The organism is Mycolicibacterium septicum DSM 44393, assembly GCF_000455325.1.
Taxonomy (GTDB): domain Bacteria; phylum Actinomycetota; class Actinomycetes; order Mycobacteriales; family Mycobacteriaceae; genus Mycobacterium; species Mycobacterium septicum.
The window spans coordinates 636589-656973 of sequence record NZ_HG322952.1 but is presented as its reverse complement, the minus strand read 5'-3'; the positions used below and the strand labels follow the sequence as shown (position 1 = coordinate 656973).

Here is a 20385-nt window from a genome sequence, read left to right as displayed (position 1 = left end):
CCCATGTCGTCACCGCGCGTGGCCATCGTCCACGAGCGCTTCACCGAGTTCGGCGGCTCCGAGCTCGTGGTCGCCGAGTTCATGAAGACCTGGTCCGATGCAAGGTTTTCGTGCCGATCACCGAACCCGCATGCCGGCAGAAGGTGATGCACGCGGCAGGCCGGAGCGAGGCCGACACCGACACACCCATTTCCGGGACGTGGCTCGACCGGATCTACTCCGCGACCGGACGAGCATCGCACGCTCCGCTGCTTCCTTTGATGCCGCAGGCTTTTCGCGGCTTGCCGCTGCGCGATGACGTCGATGTCGTCCTGGTCAGTCATCACGCCTTTGCGACCCAGGCGGCGCTGGCCACCGACGCGCCCGTCGTCGCCTACGTGCACAGCCCGGCCAGGTGGGCCTGGGACCGGACGTTCCGTGACCATGAAATGGCCAGCCGGGCCGGGCGGTTGGCCCTGTCGGCCCTCGGTGGTCTGGCGCGACGAGGTGAACTTCGGGCCGCCCCGCGTTTGTCGCACGTGATCGCCAACTCGCAGGCCGTCGCGGCGCGGATCCGGGACTGGTGGGGCCTGCCGGCGAGCGTCGTCCATCCGCCGGTGCGCACCGACCGCTTCACCCCTGAGCCTTCGGCCCCCCGCGAGGACTTCTACCTGTTCGCCGGCCGGCTCGTGCCCTACAAGCGGCCGGACCTCGCCATCCGCGCTGCCCAACGCTCCGGAGATCGGCTGGTCATCTTGGGAGAAGGGCGATTTCGGGAGGAACTCGAGGCCATCGCCGGGCCGGAGACCACCTTTCTGGGCGCCGCCTCCGATGAAGTCCTGAAAGATATGTACCGCCGATGCCGGGCACTGTTGATGCCGGGCGTGGAAGACTTCGGGATCGTCCCGGTCGAGGCGATGGCCTGCGGCACACCGGTGCTGGCCCTCGGTACGGGAGGGGCGCTCGACACCGTGCTGCCCGGCGTGACCGGTGAACACATACCGCCGGGCCCCGATGCCGACGTCATCGACCGCTTTGCTTCGGTGATGCGCGATTTCGATCCTGCCGACTACCCACCACGCGTCATCGCCGACCACGCCGCGGCGTTCTCGCCGGAGGCCTTCCGGGCCAGGATCGCCGACGCGGTGCTGGGTGTCACAGCCCGTTCCTGATCGGCGTGCGACAGTCCCTCACGTGCGGTGGCTACTGCTCTTCGGTCTCCACCACGGCCTTGATCCGTTCCAGCGTCTTGCGCATGTCGCGGACATTGCGGCGCCGACGGAGCTGGCCGCCGATCAGCGAGAACACGGCGGTGAAAGCTCCCGGGGGCATCCGGAAGGATTCGGTGACGTCGGTCTCGGTTCCCACCGGTGTCAATCGGTAGTGCCAGGTGTTGACGGCTCGGTCGCCGGCCAGGACGGCGAAGCCGAACTCACGCCCGGGCTCGCAGGCCGTCACCTTGCAGGTGGTCCAGTAGACGGGACCGATCTCGTTGCGCTTCACGTGCCCGCGGAACCGGGCGCCCAGTGCGGGACCGGTCGCACCGCGGAGCCACTCGGCTTCCATCACCTCCGGCGAGAACTTTCCGGTGTTGCGTACATCGGAGATGAGATCCCAGATGCGGTCCGCCGGCGCGGACATCCGCACCGTGACCGACCCTTCCATGCCCATTACGTCTGCCTCCTCGATTGGATGACCGAATCCGCCACCACGTCGTCGCCTGAACTCTTTGGCTCAAGTGCAACGCATGCGCCGCCGTCACCGCAATACCGTCATCGCGGGTGCGGTGATGTGGGGTTCAGGCTCGAAGCGGGCCGCCGGTGTTCAGCACATCGGAATTGAAGAACACTTTGGTCCCTTTGACCGGGGCTGCTCGGGCGCCTGACGTGGGCCCTGATCAGATCGCGGGGCCTGGCGTTCGGGCGGTGCCTGCCGTTCGGGCGGCGCTTGTCGCTCGGGCTTCTGCCGAGCAGGCGCCTCCTGTGCCGGAGGTGCCTCTCGGACAGGCGCTTGCTGGACGGGCGCCTGTCGCACCGGGGCCTCGGGAGCTGGAGCCTGTGCCGGTGGTTCCGGTGCGGAACGCTGTCGCGGCGGATCTTCCCGTGTCGGGGCCTCCTGGACCGGCGCATCCGGTGCAGGCGCTGCTGGTGTCGGCGCCTCACGAACGGGATTGTCCCGGTGGGGTTCCGAGCCTTCGCGGGGCGGCGCCACCGCGGGGTCGGATGGGCGCTCCGTTTTCGGTTCGGGTTTCGGTTCGGCCGATGGCGCGACCTCAGGGTCGGACGGGGCCTCCGGTCTCCGCTCGGCCGGCGGGGCCCCATCACGGTCTGGCGCGTCCGCTTTCGGGGGAGTCGGCATCTGCCCGGCAGAACGATCCGGGTCCGTTTTCGGCGCCGTGTTGTCCGGTACGGACTCTGGCTTCTCCCGCGGTTTGTCGGTCACCGGCGGTGTGTAGGCGGGCGCCGGTGGAACTTTGGGAGCGGAAAACTCGGGTGACACCTTCGACGGCACCGTCGCCGGCGCGGGCGCCGTCAATGCCGGTGGTGCAAACGATTTTTCGTGGTTTGCCGTGGGTGGTTCGGGGCGGTCCTTCAGGGCCGATGCCGACGGTGGCCCGGTGAGGATCGTGGGCCGAGGGTCGAGCTCCTTGGTGAAGTCGCGGGTGGATTTGTCCGCGAGATTCTTCATCAGCTCCCTGGAGCTGCGCGTCGCCTTGTCGTTGGAGATGAACTGCGCCAGTGAGGCATTCAGGTTCACCACCGGAGACGAGATGTGGATGTTCACCTTCACGACCGGATCGGGGGTGGCAGGCCGTGCCCAGTCGCGGTTGCGCGGATTGTGCCAATCCCGGTTCATGTTCCAGTTCTGGTACCTGTCCGGGTTGAACCCGTGGGCCCGGTTCCATTGAGCGCGGCGGTACACCGGATCGTGGTTCTGGAACTTCCACTGGTAGTACTGCTTGTACGGGTGGTGGTGGTCGTACCAGTCCTGCCTGCGCGGGTCACCGGGGTAGCCGCGGCGCTGGCCCCATTCGTTGCAGCCGTTGCGGTCCCAGCCGTCGCGGTCGTAACCGGCCCAGTTGTAGCCGCCCCAGTTGTAGCCCCAGTGGTCGTACCCCCACCGGTCGTACCCCCACCGGTCGTAGCCCCACCGGTCGTAGCCGACGAAATCGTAGCCGTACTGGTTGTAACCGCCGAGGTCGTAGTTGTACCAGCCAGTGGGGTTGTAGCCGTACAACTGTCCCCAGGACGGGTCGTAGTAACCCAGGTACCCGAGGTTCGGAGTCAACGGCGGATCCGCGGGCTGGGGCCAGCCTGCGGCGGGCTCGACCGGAACATCGGGCGGCGGTGGGATGAAGTCGTCACCCGTGCCCGCGTACCCCCAGGTCGGTGCGGACGCGCTCATCAGCGTCGCGTCGGGCACCTGCGGTGGCGCAGCCGGTGCGGGCAGTGCCGCCAGTTGTTGCACCGAATCGGGTGTGTACTGCAGAAGTTGTTGTGTCAGTTGCAGATAGAGGTTCTGCAGGCTGGTGCGCTGCTGCGATGGTGATACGTAGTCCAGGCCCTGCTTGGCCTGATTCAGTGCTGTGCGGGCGTCCGTCAGCTGATCGGCTGTGGGCTGCTGTCCGCCGCCCAGGATGTCCTGCGCCCGTTTCAGGTCGTCGACGACGGCGGTCAGCGCGACGTCTTGCGCGTGCTCGGGGAAGATCGCCTTCTGCACGCCCCACAAGGTGCCTCCCGGCGAGGTCGTGTAAGACGCGCCGAGCAATCCGGCGACGAGTAGCACGGCCAATCCGCCGGCGACGGCCGTTTTGCCTCGGCGCGACCGGGGGATGAACCTGCGTCGCCGGGGCGCAGGCTCGGCGGGCCGCAAGGACCTCAAGTCGACGGGCGGGGGGCTGAGGGCAGTCATGCCGATCTCCTCGATGATGACCGGGTCTGGTCACATCACTCCCGACCGCGTGATGCCAGATGTTCAGGTGCTGGTGCGCGTGGACTCGATTGTATGCCTACGCAATATTAAGCATAACTAAATGTCGTGCGGTGCCGCCACACGGATCGGCTTCCTCGCGGAATTCTCATCAACACACAGCTTGCGCAAAGGTCAGCACAGGAAGCGTTCGTCAGGCCGCCCCGAGCCCTCCACCGCGGTCGGTCCGTCCCGGTGTCTTGCGCGATGGCAGCATCACAGACCATGACGTCGATGCAGCGGCCGATACCGCCGATGAATGCCGATGAGCGCACGACGCTGGAGAGCTGGCTGGACTTCTATCGCGCCACGTTGGCGATCAAATGTGAAGGACTGGACGGCGAACAGCTGCGCTCGGCATCGGTGCCGCCGTCCGGGCTGAGCCTGCAGGGTCTGGTGCAGCACGCGGCGGAGGTGGAGCGGAACTGGTTCCGCAGAGTGCTCACCGGTGAGGCCGCACCGGCGATCTTCGGGCAGCGGGATCCCGACGGACACGATGGTGGTTTCGAGGTGTCCGCCGAGTGGTCATTCGCCGTCGCCACGCAAATCTGGCAGGGCGAGGTCGAGCAGGCGCGTATCAACGCCGCGGCGCGCGGCCTCGATGACACCGCGCCCTTCATGGGCGGCGAGGTCAGCTTGCGCTGGATCTATACGCACATGATCGCCGAGTACGCCCGCCACTGCGGGCATGCGGATCTGATCCGGGAACGCATCGACGGGCAGGCAGGGGTCTGAGGCCGCCGCGGATCAGGGCTGTCGCTCCAACCCGAGCGCATCGAGCAGGCAGTTGACGGCCAGCTTGCCCAGCGCGTCGGACGCCAGCGGGCTGTCGCCCGTGAGCAGCCTGCGGTCTTGATGCACGGTGCCGGCCATCTTGTCGTTGACGATGGTGAGTCCCTGCTTGGCCAGCAGGTCGGCGACGAGCCACTGCATGCGGCCGGGCAGATAGCCGATGTCGATGTTCGGCCCCTCGTCGAGCGAGTCGGGGAACACGCACACCGAATATCCGGCCAAAGGTGACTGCGCCCTGCCGAGGCCGGCGGCCAGCAGCGCCGCCGGACCGTGACAGAGGGTGACGATGAACCGGCCGTGGTCCAGGGCCCAGTTCAGTGTCTGGCCCACCGCTTCACTGCCGGGCAGCCCGACGACGGCGCCGTGGCCGCCGGGAATGAAGACCGCGAGGTAATCGGAGCCCGGCTTGAGTTCCGCGACCACGTCGGACAGCTTGTGCGGTTGCTTGAGCTTGGGTTTGAGGGCCTCATAGGTCGAGGCCACGGCCTGGTCCTCGTGGGGCATGGCCCACAACTCCAGCTTGGCCGGGTACCCGGAGATGGTCGCGACGTCGACGTCGAACCCGGTCTCCATCAGATGATGCAGCGGCAGCAGCATCTCCACCGGATGGTTGCCGGTGGAGAACATCTTTCCGTTCTGGCAGAGCAGGTATCGCTCTTCGGCGGCGATCATCAGCACCTTCCACCGGCCCTCGGTGTAGGCGCCCTTACGTTCGACGCCGGCGAAAGTCGGTCTTGGGGGAGGTGTACTGACTCAACGAGTAGGGCGACGGGAAGAAGGCGTTGTCCTCGGCCTGATCGGGGGTGGGCGCCTTGCTGAGCTTGTCCGCGTTCTGTGACATCTCGTGTCACCTACTTCCGTATGGCCAATTCTCGCGGTCGTCTCAGCAGTACCCCGGTTTCGCCCACCCCATGCACGTCACGTCACTGCAGCGGCAGCTCGGCGAAGATCGGCGTGGTAGGTGCCGTCGAACCACCGCCCGGCTCCACGGTGAAAGCCAATGCCGAAGCGTCACCCAGGTTCGGTAGCACTGCCGTGGTCGACGGAGCGACGGCCGCCGAGTCCATGGTGCCCGCCGATTCCGGCCCGCCCTCGCGCAGCAGCCACATCTGATAGACCGTGCCGGCTTCCGGCGGCGTGACCCCGTTCATCACCAGCACGCCGGCGCCGCGTTCGCGGGAGAACACCACGGTCGCGGTGCCGCCGGTGGGAATCGCGCCGGACACGGTCCGCACGTCAGGGGCGGCGAAGATCTGTTCGGCGGCCGACGGTGTCGGGGCCGGCCGCATCGCGATGCCGATACCGATGCCCGCGACGGCGACCACGATGGCAGCCGCGGCCGCCAGTGCAGCGGTGCGCCACCGGTGCCGGGTGGGGCGCAGTACACCCGCCGACACCGCTGCGAGCAACCGGTCCCGCAGTTCTGCGGGCGGCTCCAGTGCGGTGCCCGCCGCCACGGTGGCCATGGTCTCGCGCACGTCCCGTACCTCGTTCGCGAACTGCGCGGCGACCTCCGGCGGTGCCGCCACGAGGCGCTGTTCGATTTCGGTGCGCTCGGCGTCCGATACCGCGTGCAGTGCGTACGGGGTGGCCAGCGTCGTCAGCTCGGGGTCCGTCGGCTCGGTCATGCCGCCCCCAGGCAGTTGCGGAGGCCGCGGATCGCGTCACGCATCCGGGATTTGATGGTGGCGAGATTGGCTGTCAGCCGTTGGGACACCTGGCTGTAGGTCAGCCCGTCGTAGTAGGCGAGGTGGATGCACTCGCGCTGGTCCTCGGTCAGCGAGGACAGGCAGTCGGCCACCCTGCGCTGCTCGTCTCGGGTGATCACCGAGTCGGCGACGTGGTCGACGGGCGGCTCCACGTTGCTCGCGCCGTAGCGGGACTCACGCCGGCTGGCGGCCTGTTCGGCGCGCACCCGGTCCACCGCGCGCCGGTGTGCCAGCGTCATCAGCCACGCCATCGGGGAACCGGCGGCAGGGTTGTAGGTGCCCGCGGCATGCCACACCTGAAGGTAGATGTCCTGGGTCGTTTCCTCGCTGTATCCCGGATCCCGAAGAACCCGCGTGACCAGGCCGAACACCCTGGACCTCGTCTGGTCGTACAGCGCGGCGAAGGCGTCGACGTCCTGTCGGGCCACGCGGTGTAGCAACGCGTCGAGTTCGGCGGTCACCCGCATCAGCCTAGCCACCGGGGCCGGCATCGTCCTGCTTATCCGGATCTCGGCGGGGCGGGAATGAAAAATGAAGTGCGCGAACAGTACTCAGCGAATCCAGGTCGTCCGGCCATGTGTTTCTCGGCGAGGCGCGCACCGGTCGCATACACGAGGAAGTACGTCATCAGCACCGGGGACAGCACTGTCACCAGCGATATCCAGCCGCAGATGCTCACCAGCCACAGCCCCCACCACACGCAGCTGTCCCCGAAATAGTTGGGATGGCGCGTCCAGGCCCACAGGCCGCGGTCCATGATCGCGCCCTTGTTGGCCGGATCGGATTTGAACCGGCGCAGCTGGTGGTCGCCGATGGCCTCGAAGGCCAGCCCGACGGCCCAGATCGTCACGCCGGCAATCAGAACCGGCCACAGGGCCGTGGGCGTCGGTCCGAGGGTGGCCGACAGCTGCACCGGCAGCGACACGAACCACGTTGCGGCCGCCTGGATCACGAAGATCTTGCGCAGCACGTGGCCGGCCGAGAAGTCGCCGCCGAGCAGCTGCCGGTAGCGCGGATCCTCACCTTTTCCTGCTGATTTGAGCACCATGTGCCAGGACAACCGGCCCGCCCAGAGCCCGACCAGGCCCAGGATCAGGATGCGTCGGAAGGGATCGCCGGTGCCCAGGACAGCGCTGATCGCGGCGACCACGATGAAACCGACACCCCAGGCCACGTCGACCACGTTGTACCGAGCGAGTTTTCGGCCGATCAGAAAGGCGGATCCGTGCACGACGGCCAGCGCGGCCAGCGAAACCGTGGCGATCACGAGCAGGTTCACCGGTGTCCTCCCGTCGGTGCGAAGGTCCACTGGTAGACGTCGAGATAGCCGGCGGCGAATCCCGCCTCGGAGTAGGCCAGGTACAGCTCCCACATCCGCTGGAACACATCGTCGAATCCTTGTGATGTAAGCGCGTCGCGGCGCGCGAGGAAGCTCTCCCGCCACAGCCGGAGGGTCTCGGCGTAGTGCGGACGCAGCGACATCATGTCGACCGTCCGCAGCCGGGTGCCGCGTTCGGTCAGGCCGATGATCGCCTCGGTCGAGGGCAGCAGCCCGCCCGGGAAGATGTACTTCTGTATCCAGGTGTAGGTGTCGCGGGTGGCCAGCATGCGGTCGTGCGGCATCGTGATCGCCTGGATCGCGATCCGGCCGCCCGGGAGAACCAGGCGGTCGAGGGCTTGAAAGTATTTGGGCCAGAATCGATATCCGACCGCCTCGATCATCTCGACGGACAGCACGGCGTCGTAGCAGCCGTCGACATCGCGGTAGTCGCGCAGGTCGATGTCGACGCGGTCGGTCAGGCCCGCGGCCGCCACCCGGTGCCGGGCCAGCCGCTGCTGCTCGGACGACAGGGTGATCGACCGGACCTGCGCGCCGCGTGCGGCGGCACGGATACAGAGCTCGCCCCAGCCGGTCCCGATCTCCAATATCCGGCTGCCCGGCCCGACACCCGCCGCGTCCAGCAGTCGGTCGATCTTGCGGCGCTGGGCATCTGCCAGTACGGCCGGAGTGGCAGGCAGGTGCTCGAACAGTGCACTGGAGTATGTCATCGTCTCGTCGAGGAACTCCGCGAAGAGCTCGTTCGACAGGTCGTAGTGGGCCGAGACGTTCCGCCGGGCCTGTGCGGGCTCGTTGTGCTGGGAACGTGGTGACCGCGGCAGGGTGACGCTCCGGAATCGTTGTAGTGCAGCCGGAATCAGATCACCCATCGATCTTCCGAACTCGGTGAGCAATCCGACTAGATCGGTCGAATGCCACTCACCGGCCATGTACGACTCACCGAACCCGATCAGGCCGTACCGCCCGATCCTGCGGGTGAGAGCGTCCGGCCGGTCGATGACCATGGTGGGCAACGTCGGGTCGGCCGCCCCGATGACGGTTCCGCCGGGCAGTGCCAGCCGCACCGGCAACGTGGAAGCGGCCCGCTTCAGCAGCCGTCCGGCCGCGGCGCCGGCGATGACGGCGGCCGGTCCGCCCGGCGGCCGCGCCACGTCGGGCCAGCGGGTCGGGTCGATGCCGGAGCGCGTCTCGGTCTCGATGCTCACAGGGTCCTTCCTCGGTCGGTGGTGGTGGATTCGTCGGCGGGCCGGGGTATCACGGGAACCCGGCGCAGCCACAACTTGATCCCCTCGAAGCGGATGGCGAGGGCCCCTGCCAGCGGGGCCAGCGGCGCGGCCAGTTGAAGGCGCATGATCTCCGCTGTGCTCGCCACCCTGCGGTCACCCCGCAACGTGGCGACAAAGGCCGGGTGGCCTTGGCGGTGAAGGGAAATCGTCACGTCCACGTGCTCGGCGGGTTCGGGAGCACGGACCCGGTAGTGCCCTTCGACGGCATTGAACGGTGAGACGTACATCCGCTTGGTCACCCGGGGGCAACCGTCGGCGGGCAGCAGATAGGCGTGACGCCGGCCGTAGGTGTTGTGCACCTCGGCCACCACGAAGCGCAACGTGCCGCCGGCATCGTGGCACCAGTACAGGCTCAACGGGTTGAACACATATCCCAGCACCCTTGCCTGCAGGAGTGCGGTCACGCTGCCGCCCTCGAGGTCCACATCGTGCGACCGCAGAAACGCGTCAACGCGTTGACGCAGTGAGTCTTTCGGTGTTCCGTCGAAGTGGTCGCCGACCTCGAACCGGGCGAACGGACCCAGCCAGCGGGGTAGGCGCGGCATCCGGTCCAGATCGATGTACCAGCTGTACCCGCGGTAGGTGAAACGATGACGTACCGGGGCCTGGCGGACATGGGTTATCCGGGTCCGGTAGATGGCGGGAGTCAGCATGCCAGCGGCTCCGGTGCCGAGAGGCCGGCCCATCGGGCTCCCAGCCGCTGGGCGGCCCGCCACCCTGACAAGGCGCCGTCCTCGTGAAATCCCCAGCCGTGATAGGCGCCGGCGAACACCACCCGGTCATCGTTGAGAGAGGGCAGGAGCTGTTGAGCGGCAACAGATTCAGCTGTGTAGGCCGGATGGCTGTAGAGCATCTCGGACAGCACGGCCGAGGGGTCGACCCGGTCGGCCCCGCCGAGCGTGACCAGGTAGCGGCGGGGGCCGCTCAACCGCATCAGCCGGGTGATGTCGTAGGTGACGGTGACTGCGCGATTGAAGGGGTCGATCAAATAGTTCCAAGATGCTCGCGCCCGCGGTAGGCGTGGCAGCAGGGACTCGTCGGTGTGCAGCTGCGCCTGGTTGAGGTGGTAGGGGATGGCGCCGAGGACGGACCGTTCGGCAACGGTGGGTTCGGCCAGCATCAGCAGCGCCTCGCCGGGGTGCGCGGCGATGACGACGGCGTCGAACTGCCGGGGCTCGCGGCCGTCCACGGTGACCGAAACGCCATCGGGGCATCGCCGCACGGATCGCACGTGGGCGCCGGTGACCGCCTCGTGCAATCGGGACACGATTGCGTCGACGTAGGTGGCCGACCCGCCCTGCACCGTGCGCCATGTCGGGGAGCCGAAGACCGACAGCATGCCGTGGTGCTGAAGGAAGGTGAACAGGTAGCGGGCCGGATAGTCGAGCGCCTCACCCGGCGGGCACGACCAGACCGCCCCTACCAGTGGGCTCATGAACCGGTCGACGAAGTACGGGGAGAACCCGTGGCGCCGGACGAACGCGCCCAGGCTCTCCTCGTCGCTGCCGGCCGGCCGGTTCAGCAGCCGGGTTGCCAGGCGGTGGAATCGGGTGATCTCGCCCAGCATCAGCAGATAACGCGGCCGCGTGAGGTTTGACCAGGCCGGGAACAAGCCGCCGAGGCCGCGCGCACCGGCGTACTCCAGCCCGATGGCGTCGTCGCGCACCGACATCGACATGTCGGTGTTCTGCGTGCGGATTCCCAACTCGTCGAACAATCGACATAGCGTCGGGTAGGTGCGGTCGTTGTGCACCAGGAAGGCGGTGTCGAGGGCGACGGTACGGCCGTCCTCGACGACATGCTGGGTATGAGCATGTCCGCCGAAGCGGTCGTCACACTCCAGGAGAGTGACCCGGTCGCGCGCCGACAGGACGTGCGCAGCGGTCAGGCCGGCGACGCCGCTGCCGATGACGGCGACTGATCGTCCGCCAGGATGAATCTGCTCCACACCTGGGATTCGGTGCCGGCACCGCCCCGGATGGGACGAATTTCTAAGAGAGTTCGGCGATCACCTTTCCGAATGCCTCGGCGTGGGCGATCTGCACGATGATGTAGGTGATCCCGTACTTCTCGCGCAGGCCCCGAATGCGGTCGGCGATGGCGCTGACCGACCCCGACAGCACTCCGGGATGCCGCAGCAGCTCTTCGTCACTGAGCCCCGGCAGGAAATGGCGGGGCACGTTGAGAATCGGCATCTCGCTGCCGGGCGCAGGCATCGCGGTCACGGCGATGTTGAGTTCCAGCTCGTCGAACCGGTCACCGGCAGCGTTGCGCAGGAAAGAGATTCGGTCGGCCAATGGGTCACTGGTGCCGTCATGGACCCCGTCGCCACCGGTGAGGCCGATGATGTCGGCGGTCTGGGCGGCCAGGGTCAGCAGCCGGTCCCCGTTGCCCGCGATGAGGATCGGGATGTCGGGTGCATGCTCGCGCAGGTACTCGGTGGTGTGGCGCAGATAGTCGATGCGTTCGCGTGCGCTGGGGAAGGGCAGTTCCGCGGCGTCGAACTCTTCGCGCACATAGCCCGCACCGAGCCCGAGGTCGAACCGGCCGCCGGACAGATCCCGCAGGGCGGTGGCATCGCGCGCCAGCAGCGCCGGTTTGTAGAAGCCGGCATTGAGCACGAACGTCCCGACGCGCAGCGTGCTGGTCGCCGCGGCGACGGCGGTCAGGGTCGGGAACGGGGCGGGCGCGCCGAGATGGTCGGGCACGTTGAGTACGTGGAAGCCGAGGTCTTCGGCACGCCGGGCGGCGTCGGCAATCTGCGACTGGGATTCGGCGGTTCGCAGGCTGACGCCAAAGCGGAAATCGTTGGGCATCACCCGATCTTAGGCACGGCCGGCGCAGGTTTGGAGGCGTCTGCGGTGGGCAATTCAGAGCCGTGACGAGTCATCCGACGATGGGCGTGGAGGAGGAGTTCCTGCTCATCGACCCACAGCACGGCGAACCGATCGCCCGCAACAGGCAGGTCGCCGCGAGTGCCGCCGCGCACGGGGTGGACCTGCAACTGGAGCTGACCAGCTGCCAGGTCGAGACCACCACGGCCGTGATGGACAGCAGCAGCGCGCTGCGCTCCGAGCTGACGAGGTTGCGCGGGATTGCCACCGAGGCCGCCGCCGCCAGCGGGGCGCAGCTGCTGGCCGCCGCGCTGCCGCCGACCGTGCCGCACAAGTTCCCGGTGACGCCCACCGCGCGATACCGCAGGATCGCCCACCGCTTCGGCATGATCGCCCACGAACAGGGCATCTGCGGTTGCCACGTCCATGTCGCGGTGCCCGACCGCGAGGCTGCGATCCACGTCAGCAACTGGCTGCGGCCGTGGCTGCACGTGTTGTTGGCGCTGACCGCCAATTCGGCGATCTATCGCAACACCGACAGCGGCTATGCCAGCTTCCGCAGCGTGCTGTGGTCGCGGTGGCCGAGCTCAGGGCCTCCGCCGTATTTCGATTCGGCCGCGCAGTATGACGCCGCCGTCGCCATGCTCGAGCGGGCCGGCGCCGCGCTGGACGACGGCATGATCTATTGGGATGTCCGGCCGTCGGCGAACTTTCCGACGGTGGAGGTGCGGGTGTCCGATGTGCCCGCGACGGTGGCCGAGACGGTGCTGCTGGCCACGTTGATCCGGGCCGGGGTGATGACGGCGATGACCGCCCATGACGATGGCGAATCGGCTCCGCGTCTGGCGGATTGCCAGATCCGCGCGGCCCATTGGAAGGCCGCTCGCGATGGCCTCGACGGGGACGGCATCGATCTGTTGGGGGACCAGTCGACGGTCCCGGTGCGGGAACTGCTCGACCGATTCGTCGATACGGTGCGGCCGGCGCTGGTGGCATTGGGCGACTACGAGATGGCGCGTGGCGAGCTCGGCCGCGTCGTCGCCGAGGGTAACGGCGCGATACGCCAGCGCCGAGCCTGGCGTCGCAGGGGCGAGATCGCTGATGTGATAAGCGAATTGGCGGCCACCGTGGTCGGTGACTAGCCCGCCCAGCGCCGCAGGAACTCGACCCAGGTGTGTGGCAGTTCGTGGTGCGCTGCGCCGGCCAGGATCCGTTCCAGATAGCCAGGCCGCGGCGGCCCGGGTTGCACGCGATGGTCGATGTAGACCCAGGCCGGCTCGGGCCCGCCGGAGGTGTGCACGGTCAGCCGGTCCCGGCGGTAGCGCACCGGCACTCCCTCGGCGCGGTCCAGCGCGGCCAGGTCGTGGTCGGTGACCCGCCATAAGACGCCGTGCACATGTGCGGCGCCGAGCGGTTCGATGGTGGCCACACCGCGCTGGTTGATCAGCCAGCTGTGGCCGTCGAGGCGGGCGGGCCTGGGGTCGATCGCGCCCGGACAGCGCCGGCCCATCTGCGTCACGCACAGATTCGAGCCGTAGGCGAAGTACGGGTGAAGCATTCAGCCCGTGACGGTCAGATAGATGAGCACCACGTTGAGCACACTAATCAATCCGGCCACGGCCCAGCCGAGTGCCGTGGTGACGCGGTGGTTGACGTCGTCGCCCATCAGGGTGGTGTTGCTGGTCAGCCGCACCAGCGGGATCAGTGCCAGCGGTATGCCGAACGACAGCACGACCTGGGAGAGCACGAGGGCGCGGCTGGGGTCGACGCCGATGGCCAGGATGACCAGGGCCGGGATCAGCGTGACCATCCGGCGCAGCAGCAACGGGTAGGAGCGACGCAGCAATCCCTGCATGATCATCGCGCCCGCGTACGCGCCGACCGAGGTCGACGCCAGGCCGGAGGCAAGCAGTCCGATGGCGAACAGCAGGGCCACCGTCGGACCCAGGGTGTCGCTGACCGCGGCGTGCGCGCCCTCGATGGAATCGGTGTTGTCGCGTCCCTGCAGGTTGGTCGCCGCGACCAGCAGCATTGCCAGGTTCACCGCACCCGCCAGCAGCATCGCGAGGCCGACGTCGTAGCGCGTCACCCGCAGCAGACGTCGCCGCGGGGCGCCCGGTTCGGGGTGGCCGTGACGATCGCGGGCCAGGCCTGAGTGCAGGTAGACGGCGTGCGGCATCACGGTGGCGCCGAGCATCGCGGTGGCCAGCAGCAGGCTTTCGGTGCCCTGGAACCGGGGGATCAGCCCGGCCGCGACGTCGGCCGCCGGGGGAGTCTCGACGAACAGACTGGTCAGGAAGCCGATGGCGATGATCATCAGCAGTCCGGTGATCACCCGCTCGAACACCCGCTGGCCCCGGCGGTTCTGCACGCTCAGCAGCAGTAGCGATACCACCCCGGTGATGATTCCGCCGAGTAGCAGCGGCAGGTCGAACAGCAGGTACAGGGCGATCGCTCCACCCACCACCTCGGCGAGATCGGTTGCGACGGCGACCAATTCGGCCTGTATCCAGTACGCGATCCGGGTCGGGGTGCGGGTGTGGTCGGCGACCACCTCGGGCAGGGACCGGCCGGTGACCAGGCCCAGCTTGGCCGAGAGGTACTGCACCAGTCCGGCCATGGCGTTGGCCACCACGATCACCCAGACCAGCAGGTAGCCGAACTGTGCTCCCGCGCTGACATTCGCCGCGACGTTCCCGGGGTCGACGTAGGCGATCGCGGCAACGAATGCCGGCCCGAGCAGCATCCAGCTCGGCGTCGTGCGCGCCTTGGTGTCCTCTAACAACAGCCCTACCTTCTATCCGGGTATGCGAATAGAAAAGTTAGGGTAGCCGAAACTTTCTGGTCAAGCCAGGTCGGGGAGGGTCACAAGGGCTGTCACCAACCGATGCCAATGCCTCCGAAGCCGAACACCGGGCCGTACCAGGGGCCGTAATTCCTCATGGCGGGCGGTGACGTGATGATCTGCGTGCTGCCGTTGGTCTGGCATTGCGTGGTGTTCGGTGAGACGTTGGTGCACTTCGGTGCGGCCGAGCCGGCCGGGGCCGTGAGAATCGCCAAACACGGCACCGCCAGCAATGCAGCCAGATACCGAACGATGTTCGTCATGACCTACTCCGATCCTGGAGCAAGTCTACGTCTGAATAGCGCTGTCAGCGCTGGTCAGAGTACGAAAAAATCGTCATCCCAGGGGAACATCCCGTAGCCGGGCTGCGGCGGTGTCGAGTCGATCTGCACATTGCCCTCGGATGCGCATTCGGTGGTCTGTCCACCCTCGACCGAGCTGCCGCCGGTCACCTCGCACTGCGGCAGCAGGCGAGGCTCGCTCGGGGCGCTGGGTTCGGCCGACGCCAGCGGGGCCAGGGCGATCGCCGCGGAAGCACCGCCAACCATCAGACAACCGGTAAGCGTGGTGAGGCGAATTCTCATCGCGGCGCTCCTTCCAGCGGGGTTCTATCCGGCAGCGTACAGACCACGGCCGGTGATCAACGGCAGATCGAGAGTGGTCCGGATGCCCGGCTTGGCGTCCACCACCGCCGGGATCGCGTTCACCACCCGCGCTGCCGTGGCGACCAGACCCGCGTGGTTGTGATCGCCGTTGGGGCTGCTCAGGCGCAGGTCCAGGTGGTAGGACGGCTCACCGGTCACAACGACGCGGTATGAGCCGCCCTCCTGCGCGGGCTGCGGCCACTCGGGGCACAGGTCGTCGCGCAGGCGCGTCACGTGCTCCAGCACCACGGCCGCCTTGCCGTCGCGCATACCGCGCACCTCGAAACGCAATGCGGCGGTGGTGCCCGCGGGGATGTGGCCGGCCGAGATCTCGAAGTCCTCCGGCGCAGGCACCCGGGTGTGCTCCTCGGTGACCTCGTCGAGTTCGATGCCGAGGCCGGCGGCCAGCTGGCGGACCACCGAACCCCAGGCCAGGGTCAGGACGCCGGGTTGCAGCAGCATCGGAGTTTCGTCGATCGGCTTGCCGAAGCCCATCACGTCGAACATCACCGCGGCGCTGTCGTAGGTCGCATAGTCGACGATCTCCATGCACCGGATCTGCTCGATCTGCTGGCAGGTGCCGGCAAGGGCAAGGGGCAGAAGGTCATTCGCGAAACCGGGGTCGATGCCATTTACGAAGATGCTGGCCCCGCCTGCCTCGGCCGCAGTCTCGATGGGCTCGATCAGCTCGGCCGGCAGCACCTGCCACGGGTACTGCAGGAACACCGCGGAGCTGGCCACCACGTTGACGCCGGCCGCCAGGATGCGCCGGTAGTCCTCGAGGGCCTCGGGCAGCCGGTTGTCGGCAAGGGCGGTGTAGACCACGCAGTCCGGCTTGGCGGCCAGGATTGCGTCGAGGTCGTCGGTGGCCAGGACGCCCGTCGAAACATCAAGGCCGGCAAGCTCTCCGGCGTCCTTGCCGGCCTTGGCCGACGAGGACACCCACACGCCGGTGAGTTCGTAGTCCGGATTGATGACGAGCTGCTTGAGCGCATGCTTGCCGACGTTTCCGGTACCGACCGCCGCTACGCGAATGGTCATTCTTCTCCTCAGAGGTCAGGGATGGGCAGGTCGAGATTGGGCATGTTCAGGCCGCCGTCGACCTCGAGCACCTTGCCGGTCAGGTAGCTGCCCGCGGGGGAGGACAGGTACACGGCGGCGGCGGCGATGTCGGCCGGATCGCCGAGGCGGCGCAGCGGGGTGGCCTTCTCCATCGGGTCCCGCAGGGCGTCGTTGGAGGCGACGATGTCGAGGGCCGAGGTGAGGATCGAGCCGGGCGCGATGGCGTTGACGCGGATGCGGGGGCTCAAGTCCAGTGCGGACAGTCGGGTGTAGTGCGCGAGGGCGGCTTTCGCCGTGCCGTAGGCGGCGAATCCGCGACCGGCCAGGCGTCCCACCGTGGAGGTGATGTTGATGATGCTGCCGCCGCCGGAGTGTTCGAGCATCAGCGGCACGGCCGCACACGTGAGCGCGTGCGCGGTCGATACGTTGAACGTGAACGCGTTGCGCAGATCCTGGGTGGACGTGTTCAACAGCGGCGCGGGCATGGTGCCGCCGACGTTGTTGACGACGATGTCTAGTTTCCCGAACGCCTCGACCGCGGCGGCTGCGAGTTCCGCGGTGGCCTCGGGGTGGGCGAGGTCGGCGACGACGACGTGCGCCTTGCGTCCCGTCTCGGCGATCTGGTCTGCCACCTCGTCGAGCTGGGCCTTGGTGCGTGCCGCGATGAGCACGTCCGCACCGGCTTCGGCGAACGCGAGCGCCGTTGCCGCGCCCAGTCCACGTCCTGCCCCGGTGACGATGGCGACCTTGTCGTCGAGTCGGAATCTGTCCAGAATCACGTGCGCTCCGTTCCCTTGTCCGGCGCCACGCTAGCAGGGTGAGTGGGCGGTCGTGGCGCGTTTCTGAAACACGTTCTAGTCGCCTTGTCGCGCTTGTCGGCGCGGATCGGAATCGCCCTGGAAGCCGGGGAACGCTAGTACAAGTTGTTCGGGCAGGTGACATCGACATAGACGGTGTCACCGGGCATCGGCTCGGGATTCGACGAGGGGTTGTTGACCCGGACCACGGTGCAATCCGCCAGCTGCTGCGTGTTGAACCCGCTCAGCCAGTTGATGGTGACGGTGTATCCCTCCGCCTCCAGATCCCTGATGACGGCATCCGCTCCGTCGGCGCCGGCGGGCGGAGCGGTGGCGCCGAAATACGCGGTGCCGGTCAAGGCGAGTAGCACCGCGACGGCCTTGGCCCTCGGTGACATGGCCCAATTATGGGGGGGCGGACTGCGAGAGCGGGGCGGATCGGGCGCAGGACGTCGCGGCATCTGACCCAACGCGACAAAGGCCCTCCGCCGCGGCGGCGGTGGGCGCACACTGGAGGGGTCAGTTCAAGGTGGGGAGCCGCGATGACCCAGCAGCGACACGACTTCTTCGGCGATGTTTTCGCGCGGTATTTCAAACCCGCGATCGATCAGTACCCGTCGACTACGGGCACGCTCATCCACCGCCTGCTCGCGTGTACCGACGACCTGCAGGACCGGTTGGCCCAGGCTCGTCTGGCGGCCGAGGTGTGGGGCGAGGAGGAGTTGGGTCACCCCGGCCATCACGTGCACCCGGCGTCGGAGTTGTTCGTCATCACCCAGTGCGGACTGATGTACGGCGCGCGCTTCGCCGACGCCCGTCACGGCCTCTACTACCTGGCGACACCGCACACGATGTTCGACGCGTTCGTCGATCAGGTCGAGCACACGCCGCTGAGCCCGGGCACGGTGGTCGCGGTCGATCGTCGGTGCAGTCACGACCTCGAATCCGCCCATCCCATGGATGCGGCACTGCGCCGGATTCTGGACGAACACGAGGTCTTGCGCGTCGACGTGCCTGCCTGACGGCGGCCCGGGAGCGCTCATGTTAACGCCGTATTTCGGCGGAGTTCGCTGTGTGTTAACCGGTGTGGATTCGGTATGAGATTGTCCGACAACGGAATTCGGCGTTTTAGGTTTAGCCCACTTCACCGAAACCGAGAGGACGGGCTGAACCCAGTGAAACGGAACTTGAGAAGCGTGTGTGTCGCCGGTGCCGGGCTGTGCGGGCTTGGGCTGGCGCTTGCCGCGCCCGCTGCCGCCGCGCCCACCGAGTCGACGGCGAGCCAAACCATCAGTGACCTCGAAGGTCAGGGCTACCGGGTGATCTTGAGCAAGGTGGGCACCAAGGCCATCGACGACTGCACGGTGAGCGCCGTCCGACAGGGGCGCTCGGTCACCGGACCGCAGATACCGACCGGTGCGGCAAGCATCACGTCGTTCAACCCGGGGCAGAATCTGCAGTACACGACGGTGTACGTGGATCTGGACTGCCGCCGCTGAGCTACTTCTTGGCGGGAGCCTTCTTGGCCGCTGCTTTCTTGGCGGGAGCCTTTTTGGCCGGGGCCTTCTTCGCGGGGGCTTTCTTCTCCGGTTCTTTCGCCGCGCCGCCGCGCGCCTTCACGCTGGCCTCGAGTTTGGCCAGCAGGTCGGACACGTCCTCGGTCTCGTCGAGCTCGGTCGGTTGTTCCTCGACCGAGAAAGCTTCTCCGCCTTCAAGTTTGGCCTGGACCAGCTCATGCAGCTGTTCCTGGTAGTCGTCGCGGAACTGGTCCGGTTTGAAGTCGTCGGTCATCGACTCCACAACCTGACCGGCCATCTTCAACTCGGCCGGCTTGATCTCGACTTCCTTGTCCAGTACCGGGAAGTCGGGATCGCGGATCTCGTCGGGCCACAACAGGGTGTGGATCACCATGACGTTGCGCTTGCTGAAGTCCTTGACCCGCAACGCGGCCAGCCGCGTCTTGTTGCGTAGCGAGAAGTGCACGATGGCTACCCGCTCGGTCTCGGCGAGCGTCTTGGCCAGCAGCACATAGGACTTCGACGACTTGGAGTCGGGCTCCAGGAAGTAGCTCTTGTCATACATCAACGGGTCGAGTTGGTCGGCCGGGATGAACTCGACGACTTCGATCTCGCGGCTGCGTTCCTCGGGCAGGGTGGCGATGTCCTCGTCGGTGATCACCACCATCTGCCCGTCGTCGGATTCGAACGCCTTGTTGATGTCGCGGAACTCGACCACCTCGCCACACACTTCGCAGACGCGCTTGTAGCGGATGCGCCCGTTGTCCTTGGCGTGGACCTGATGGAACTTGATGTCATGGTCCTCGGTGGCGCTGTAGACCTTCACCGGCACGTTCACCAGGCCGAAGGCGATCGAACCCTTCCAGATGGATCGCATTTGCCCAGTATGGCTTGATATCGGCGACGGTGCGAAGAACCACCGGATCGGTGCGTCGGGTCAGGTGCCGTTGACCAGGCGATGCACGGACTCGGGCGCGTCGACGTCCGCACCCACCCACGGCGCCGGAATCGGGTCGCCGGCCACGGTCCGTAGGGGCACCACGCCGGCCCATCCGCCGGAGTCGGCGGCGTCGTCCGGCGGCGCCGGCGGTGCGTCGCGCACCTTGACCGTCCAGCCGTCGGGCGTGATCGGCAGCGCGATGGCGAGTGTCGCGGCGAGCTCTCTCTTCGTGCTGGACCGCACCTCAGAACTGCGGCCGGGGATCAGTGAGTCGCTCATCAGATCCAGTGCATACGCCGCGTCAGCCGGATCCATGACGGTCAGGTGCCCGCGTACGACGGCCGACCGGTAGTTGGCTGTGGAGTCGAAAAGCGTGTCCGCCACGACGATTCCGTCGAGAAGCGTGACGCAGAACGCGGCGGGCGACCCGGCCGCAACATGCCGCAGCGCACCCGCGCCCGTCGACCCGTGCAGGATGACCCGGTCGCCGTCGCGGGCATACAGCATGGGCACCACCCACGGTTGTCCGTCCACCACTGTCGCGAGCGTGCCCACGGCGGCGGCGTCGAGCACCGAGTCGAGGTCGGGACGGTCGGTGCGGGCGAGCTCGCGTTCTCTCCTGATCTGCGTCACGGAATGAATTCTGCGGACATTCCGGCATGCTTGAAAGAT

At 67.4% G+C, this 20385-nt stretch carries 21 protein-coding genes and 3 pseudogenes; 5 read left to right on the top strand and 19 right to left on the bottom strand.

Features of this window, described 5'->3' with window-relative positions; genetic code table 11:
* Positions 1 to 3: 3 nt before the first annotated feature.
* A pseudogene (locus TX88_RS23135) lies at positions 4 to 1151 on the top strand (glycosyltransferase).
* Between the two features lie 31 nt (positions 1152 to 1182).
* Here the strand turns inward: TX88_RS23135 and TX88_RS23130 are convergent.
* Positions 1183 to 1644: an SRPBCC family protein gene (locus TX88_RS23130; RefSeq protein WP_044521769.1), complete on the bottom strand. Its 462-nt coding sequence runs from the start codon at positions 1642 to 1644 to the stop codon at positions 1183 to 1185.
* Between the two features lie 159 nt (positions 1645 to 1803).
* Entirely contained in the window at positions 1804 to 3891 is a 2088-nt protein-coding gene (locus tag TX88_RS34365) for a hypothetical protein (RefSeq protein ID WP_044520191.1), read from the bottom strand.
* 282 nt (positions 3892 to 4173) lie between these two features.
* Here TX88_RS34365 and TX88_RS23120 point away from each other — a divergent pair, with 282 nt between their 5' ends.
* Entirely contained in the window at positions 4174 to 4683 is a 510-nt protein-coding gene (locus TX88_RS23120; RefSeq protein WP_044521767.1) for a DinB family protein, read from the top strand.
* Between the two features lie 12 nt (positions 4684 to 4695).
* Here TX88_RS23120 and hchA read toward each other — a convergent pair.
* From hchA to TX88_RS23080, 8 genes and pseudogenes are all read right to left on the bottom strand, one after another.
* Positions 4696 to 5581, bottom strand: a pseudogene (gene hchA, locus TX88_RS23115) (glyoxalase III HchA).
* Between the two features lie 82 nt (positions 5582 to 5663).
* Entirely contained in the window at positions 5664 to 6368 is a 705-nt protein-coding gene (locus TX88_RS23110; RefSeq protein ID WP_044520190.1) for an anti-sigma factor, read from the bottom strand.
* Entirely contained in the window at positions 6365 to 6940 is a 576-nt protein-coding gene (locus TX88_RS23105; RefSeq protein WP_044520189.1) for a sigma-70 family RNA polymerase sigma factor, read from the bottom strand. Before TX88_RS23105 ends, TX88_RS23110 begins: the two co-directional genes overlap by 4 nt.
* Before the next feature lie 8 nt (positions 6941 to 6948).
* Complete coding sequence (locus tag TX88_RS23100; RefSeq protein ID WP_409365891.1) at positions 6949 to 7728, bottom strand: DUF1295 domain-containing protein; 780 nt, start codon at positions 7726 to 7728, stop codon at positions 6949 to 6951.
* Positions 7725 to 8993, bottom strand: coding sequence for a class I SAM-dependent methyltransferase (locus TX88_RS23095; RefSeq protein ID WP_044520188.1), 1269 nt, complete (start codon positions 8991 to 8993; stop codon positions 7725 to 7727). Before TX88_RS23095 ends, TX88_RS23100 begins: the two co-directional genes overlap by 4 nt.
* A complete protein-coding gene (locus TX88_RS23090; RefSeq protein ID WP_044521763.1) occupies positions 8990 to 9727 on the bottom strand; it encodes a DUF1365 domain-containing protein in 738 nt (245 codons plus the stop codon). Before TX88_RS23090 ends, TX88_RS23095 begins: the two co-directional genes overlap by 4 nt.
* Complete coding sequence (locus TX88_RS23085) at positions 9721 to 11022, bottom strand: NAD(P)/FAD-dependent oxidoreductase (RefSeq protein WP_044520187.1); 1302 nt, start codon at positions 11020 to 11022, stop codon at positions 9721 to 9723. Before TX88_RS23085 ends, TX88_RS23090 begins: the two co-directional genes overlap by 7 nt.
* Before the next feature lie 43 nt (positions 11023 to 11065).
* Positions 11066 to 11890: an LLM class F420-dependent oxidoreductase gene (locus TX88_RS23080; protein WP_044520186.1), complete on the bottom strand. Its 825-nt coding sequence runs from the start codon at positions 11888 to 11890 to the stop codon at positions 11066 to 11068.
* A 62-nt stretch (positions 11891 to 11952) separates the two neighbouring features.
* Between TX88_RS23080 and TX88_RS23075 the strand changes: the two genes are divergently transcribed.
* Complete coding sequence (locus tag TX88_RS23075) at positions 11953 to 13050, top strand: glutamate--cysteine ligase 2 (RefSeq protein WP_110918130.1); 1098 nt, start codon at positions 11953 to 11955, stop codon at positions 13048 to 13050.
* Between the two features lie 5 nt (positions 13051 to 13055).
* Here TX88_RS23075 and TX88_RS23070 read toward each other — a convergent pair.
* The 7 genes and pseudogenes from TX88_RS23070 to TX88_RS23040 form a co-directional block, all read right to left on the bottom strand.
* Positions 13056 to 13466, bottom strand: a pseudogene (locus TX88_RS23070) (gamma-glutamylcyclotransferase family protein); the annotation flags it as partial.
* Positions 13467 to 14693, bottom strand: a complete 1227-nt coding sequence (locus TX88_RS23065) for an Nramp family divalent metal transporter (RefSeq protein WP_044520183.1) — start codon at positions 14691 to 14693, stop codon at positions 13467 to 13469.
* 92 nt (positions 14694 to 14785) lie between these two features.
* On the bottom strand, positions 14786 to 15016 hold the full coding sequence (locus TX88_RS23060) for a hypothetical protein (protein ID WP_044520182.1): 231 nt from the start codon (positions 15014 to 15016) through the stop codon (positions 14786 to 14788).
* A 54-nt stretch (positions 15017 to 15070) separates the two neighbouring features.
* Complete coding sequence (locus TX88_RS23055) at positions 15071 to 15337, bottom strand: hypothetical protein (RefSeq protein WP_044520181.1); 267 nt, start codon at positions 15335 to 15337, stop codon at positions 15071 to 15073.
* Between the two features lie 24 nt (positions 15338 to 15361).
* Complete coding sequence (locus TX88_RS23050; RefSeq protein ID WP_044520180.1) at positions 15362 to 16438, bottom strand: NAD(P)H-dependent amine dehydrogenase family protein; 1077 nt, start codon at positions 16436 to 16438, stop codon at positions 15362 to 15364.
* Positions 16439 to 16446: 8 nt separating this feature from the next.
* The gene (locus tag TX88_RS23045; RefSeq protein ID WP_044520179.1) at positions 16447 to 17238 is read right to left on the bottom strand and encodes an SDR family oxidoreductase; all 792 of its coding nucleotides are present in this window, start codon (positions 17236 to 17238) and stop codon (positions 16447 to 16449) included.
* A 134-nt stretch (positions 17239 to 17372) separates the two neighbouring features.
* Entirely contained in the window at positions 17373 to 17654 is a 282-nt protein-coding gene (locus TX88_RS23040) for a hypothetical protein (protein ID WP_044520178.1), read from the bottom strand.
* A 144-nt stretch (positions 17655 to 17798) separates the two neighbouring features.
* On the opposite strand from TX88_RS23040, the gene TX88_RS23035 reads away from it, so the two are divergent.
* Entirely contained in the window at positions 17799 to 18278 is a 480-nt protein-coding gene (locus tag TX88_RS23035) for a glucose-6-phosphate dehydrogenase (protein ID WP_044520177.1), read from the top strand.
* Positions 18279 to 18452: 174 nt separating this feature from the next.
* Positions 18453 to 18755: a hypothetical protein gene (locus TX88_RS23030; RefSeq protein ID WP_322786870.1), complete on the top strand. Its 303-nt coding sequence runs from the start codon at positions 18453 to 18455 to the stop codon at positions 18753 to 18755.
* Between the two features lies 1 nt (position 18756).
* Here the strand turns inward: TX88_RS23030 and ku are convergent, their stop codons facing one another.
* Together ku and TX88_RS23020 are read right to left on the bottom strand one after the other, a co-directional pair.
* Positions 18757 to 19650: a non-homologous end joining protein Ku gene (ku, locus tag TX88_RS23025; protein ID WP_044520176.1), complete on the bottom strand. Its 894-nt coding sequence runs from the start codon at positions 19648 to 19650 to the stop codon at positions 18757 to 18759.
* 60 nt (positions 19651 to 19710) lie between these two features.
* Positions 19711 to 20346, bottom strand: coding sequence for a pyridoxamine 5'-phosphate oxidase family protein (locus TX88_RS23020; RefSeq protein ID WP_044520175.1), 636 nt, complete (start codon positions 20344 to 20346; stop codon positions 19711 to 19713).
* Between the last annotated feature and the right edge of the window lie 39 nt (positions 20347 to 20385).

Bases quoted from the DNA above. Each gene is read 5' to 3' on its own strand.
- TX88_RS23130 (WP_044521769.1), bottom strand. From the start codon at position 1,644: ATGGAAGGGTCGGTCACGGTGCGGATGTCCGCGCCGGCGGACCGCATC.
- TX88_RS34365 (WP_044520191.1), bottom strand. From the start codon at position 3,891: ATGACTGCCCTCAGCCCCCCGCCCGTCGACTTGAGGTCCTTGCGGCCC.
- TX88_RS23120 (WP_044521767.1), top strand. From the start codon at position 4,174: ATGACGTCGATGCAGCGGCCGATACCGCCGATGAATGCCGATGAGCGC.
- TX88_RS23110 (WP_044520190.1), bottom strand. From the start codon at position 6,368: ATGACCGAGCCGACGGACCCCGAGCTGACGACGCTGGCCACCCCGTAC.
- TX88_RS23105 (WP_044520189.1), bottom strand. From the start codon at position 6,940: ATGCCGGCCCCGGTGGCTAGGCTGATGCGGGTGACCGCCGAACTCGAC.
- TX88_RS23090 (WP_044521763.1), bottom strand. From the start codon at position 9,727: ATGCTGACTCCCGCCATCTACCGGACCCGGATAACCCATGTCCGCCAG.
- TX88_RS23080 (WP_044520186.1), bottom strand. From the start codon at position 11,890: ATGCCCAACGATTTCCGCTTTGGCGTCAGCCTGCGAACCGCCGAATCC.
- TX88_RS23060 (WP_044520182.1), bottom strand. From the start codon at position 15,016: ATGACGAACATCGTTCGGTATCTGGCTGCATTGCTGGCGGTGCCGTGT.
- TX88_RS23055 (WP_044520181.1), bottom strand. From the start codon at position 15,337: ATGAGAATTCGCCTCACCACGCTTACCGGTTGTCTGATGGTTGGCGGT.
- TX88_RS23050 (WP_044520180.1), bottom strand. From the start codon at position 16,438: ATGACCATTCGCGTAGCGGCGGTCGGTACCGGAAACGTCGGCAAGCAT.
- TX88_RS23040 (WP_044520178.1), bottom strand. From the start codon at position 17,654: ATGTCACCGAGGGCCAAGGCCGTCGCGGTGCTACTCGCCTTGACCGGC.
- TX88_RS23035 (WP_044520177.1), top strand. From the start codon at position 17,799: ATGACCCAGCAGCGACACGACTTCTTCGGCGATGTTTTCGCGCGGTAT.
- ku (WP_044520176.1), bottom strand. From the start codon at position 19,650: ATGCGATCCATCTGGAAGGGTTCGATCGCCTTCGGCCTGGTGAACGTG.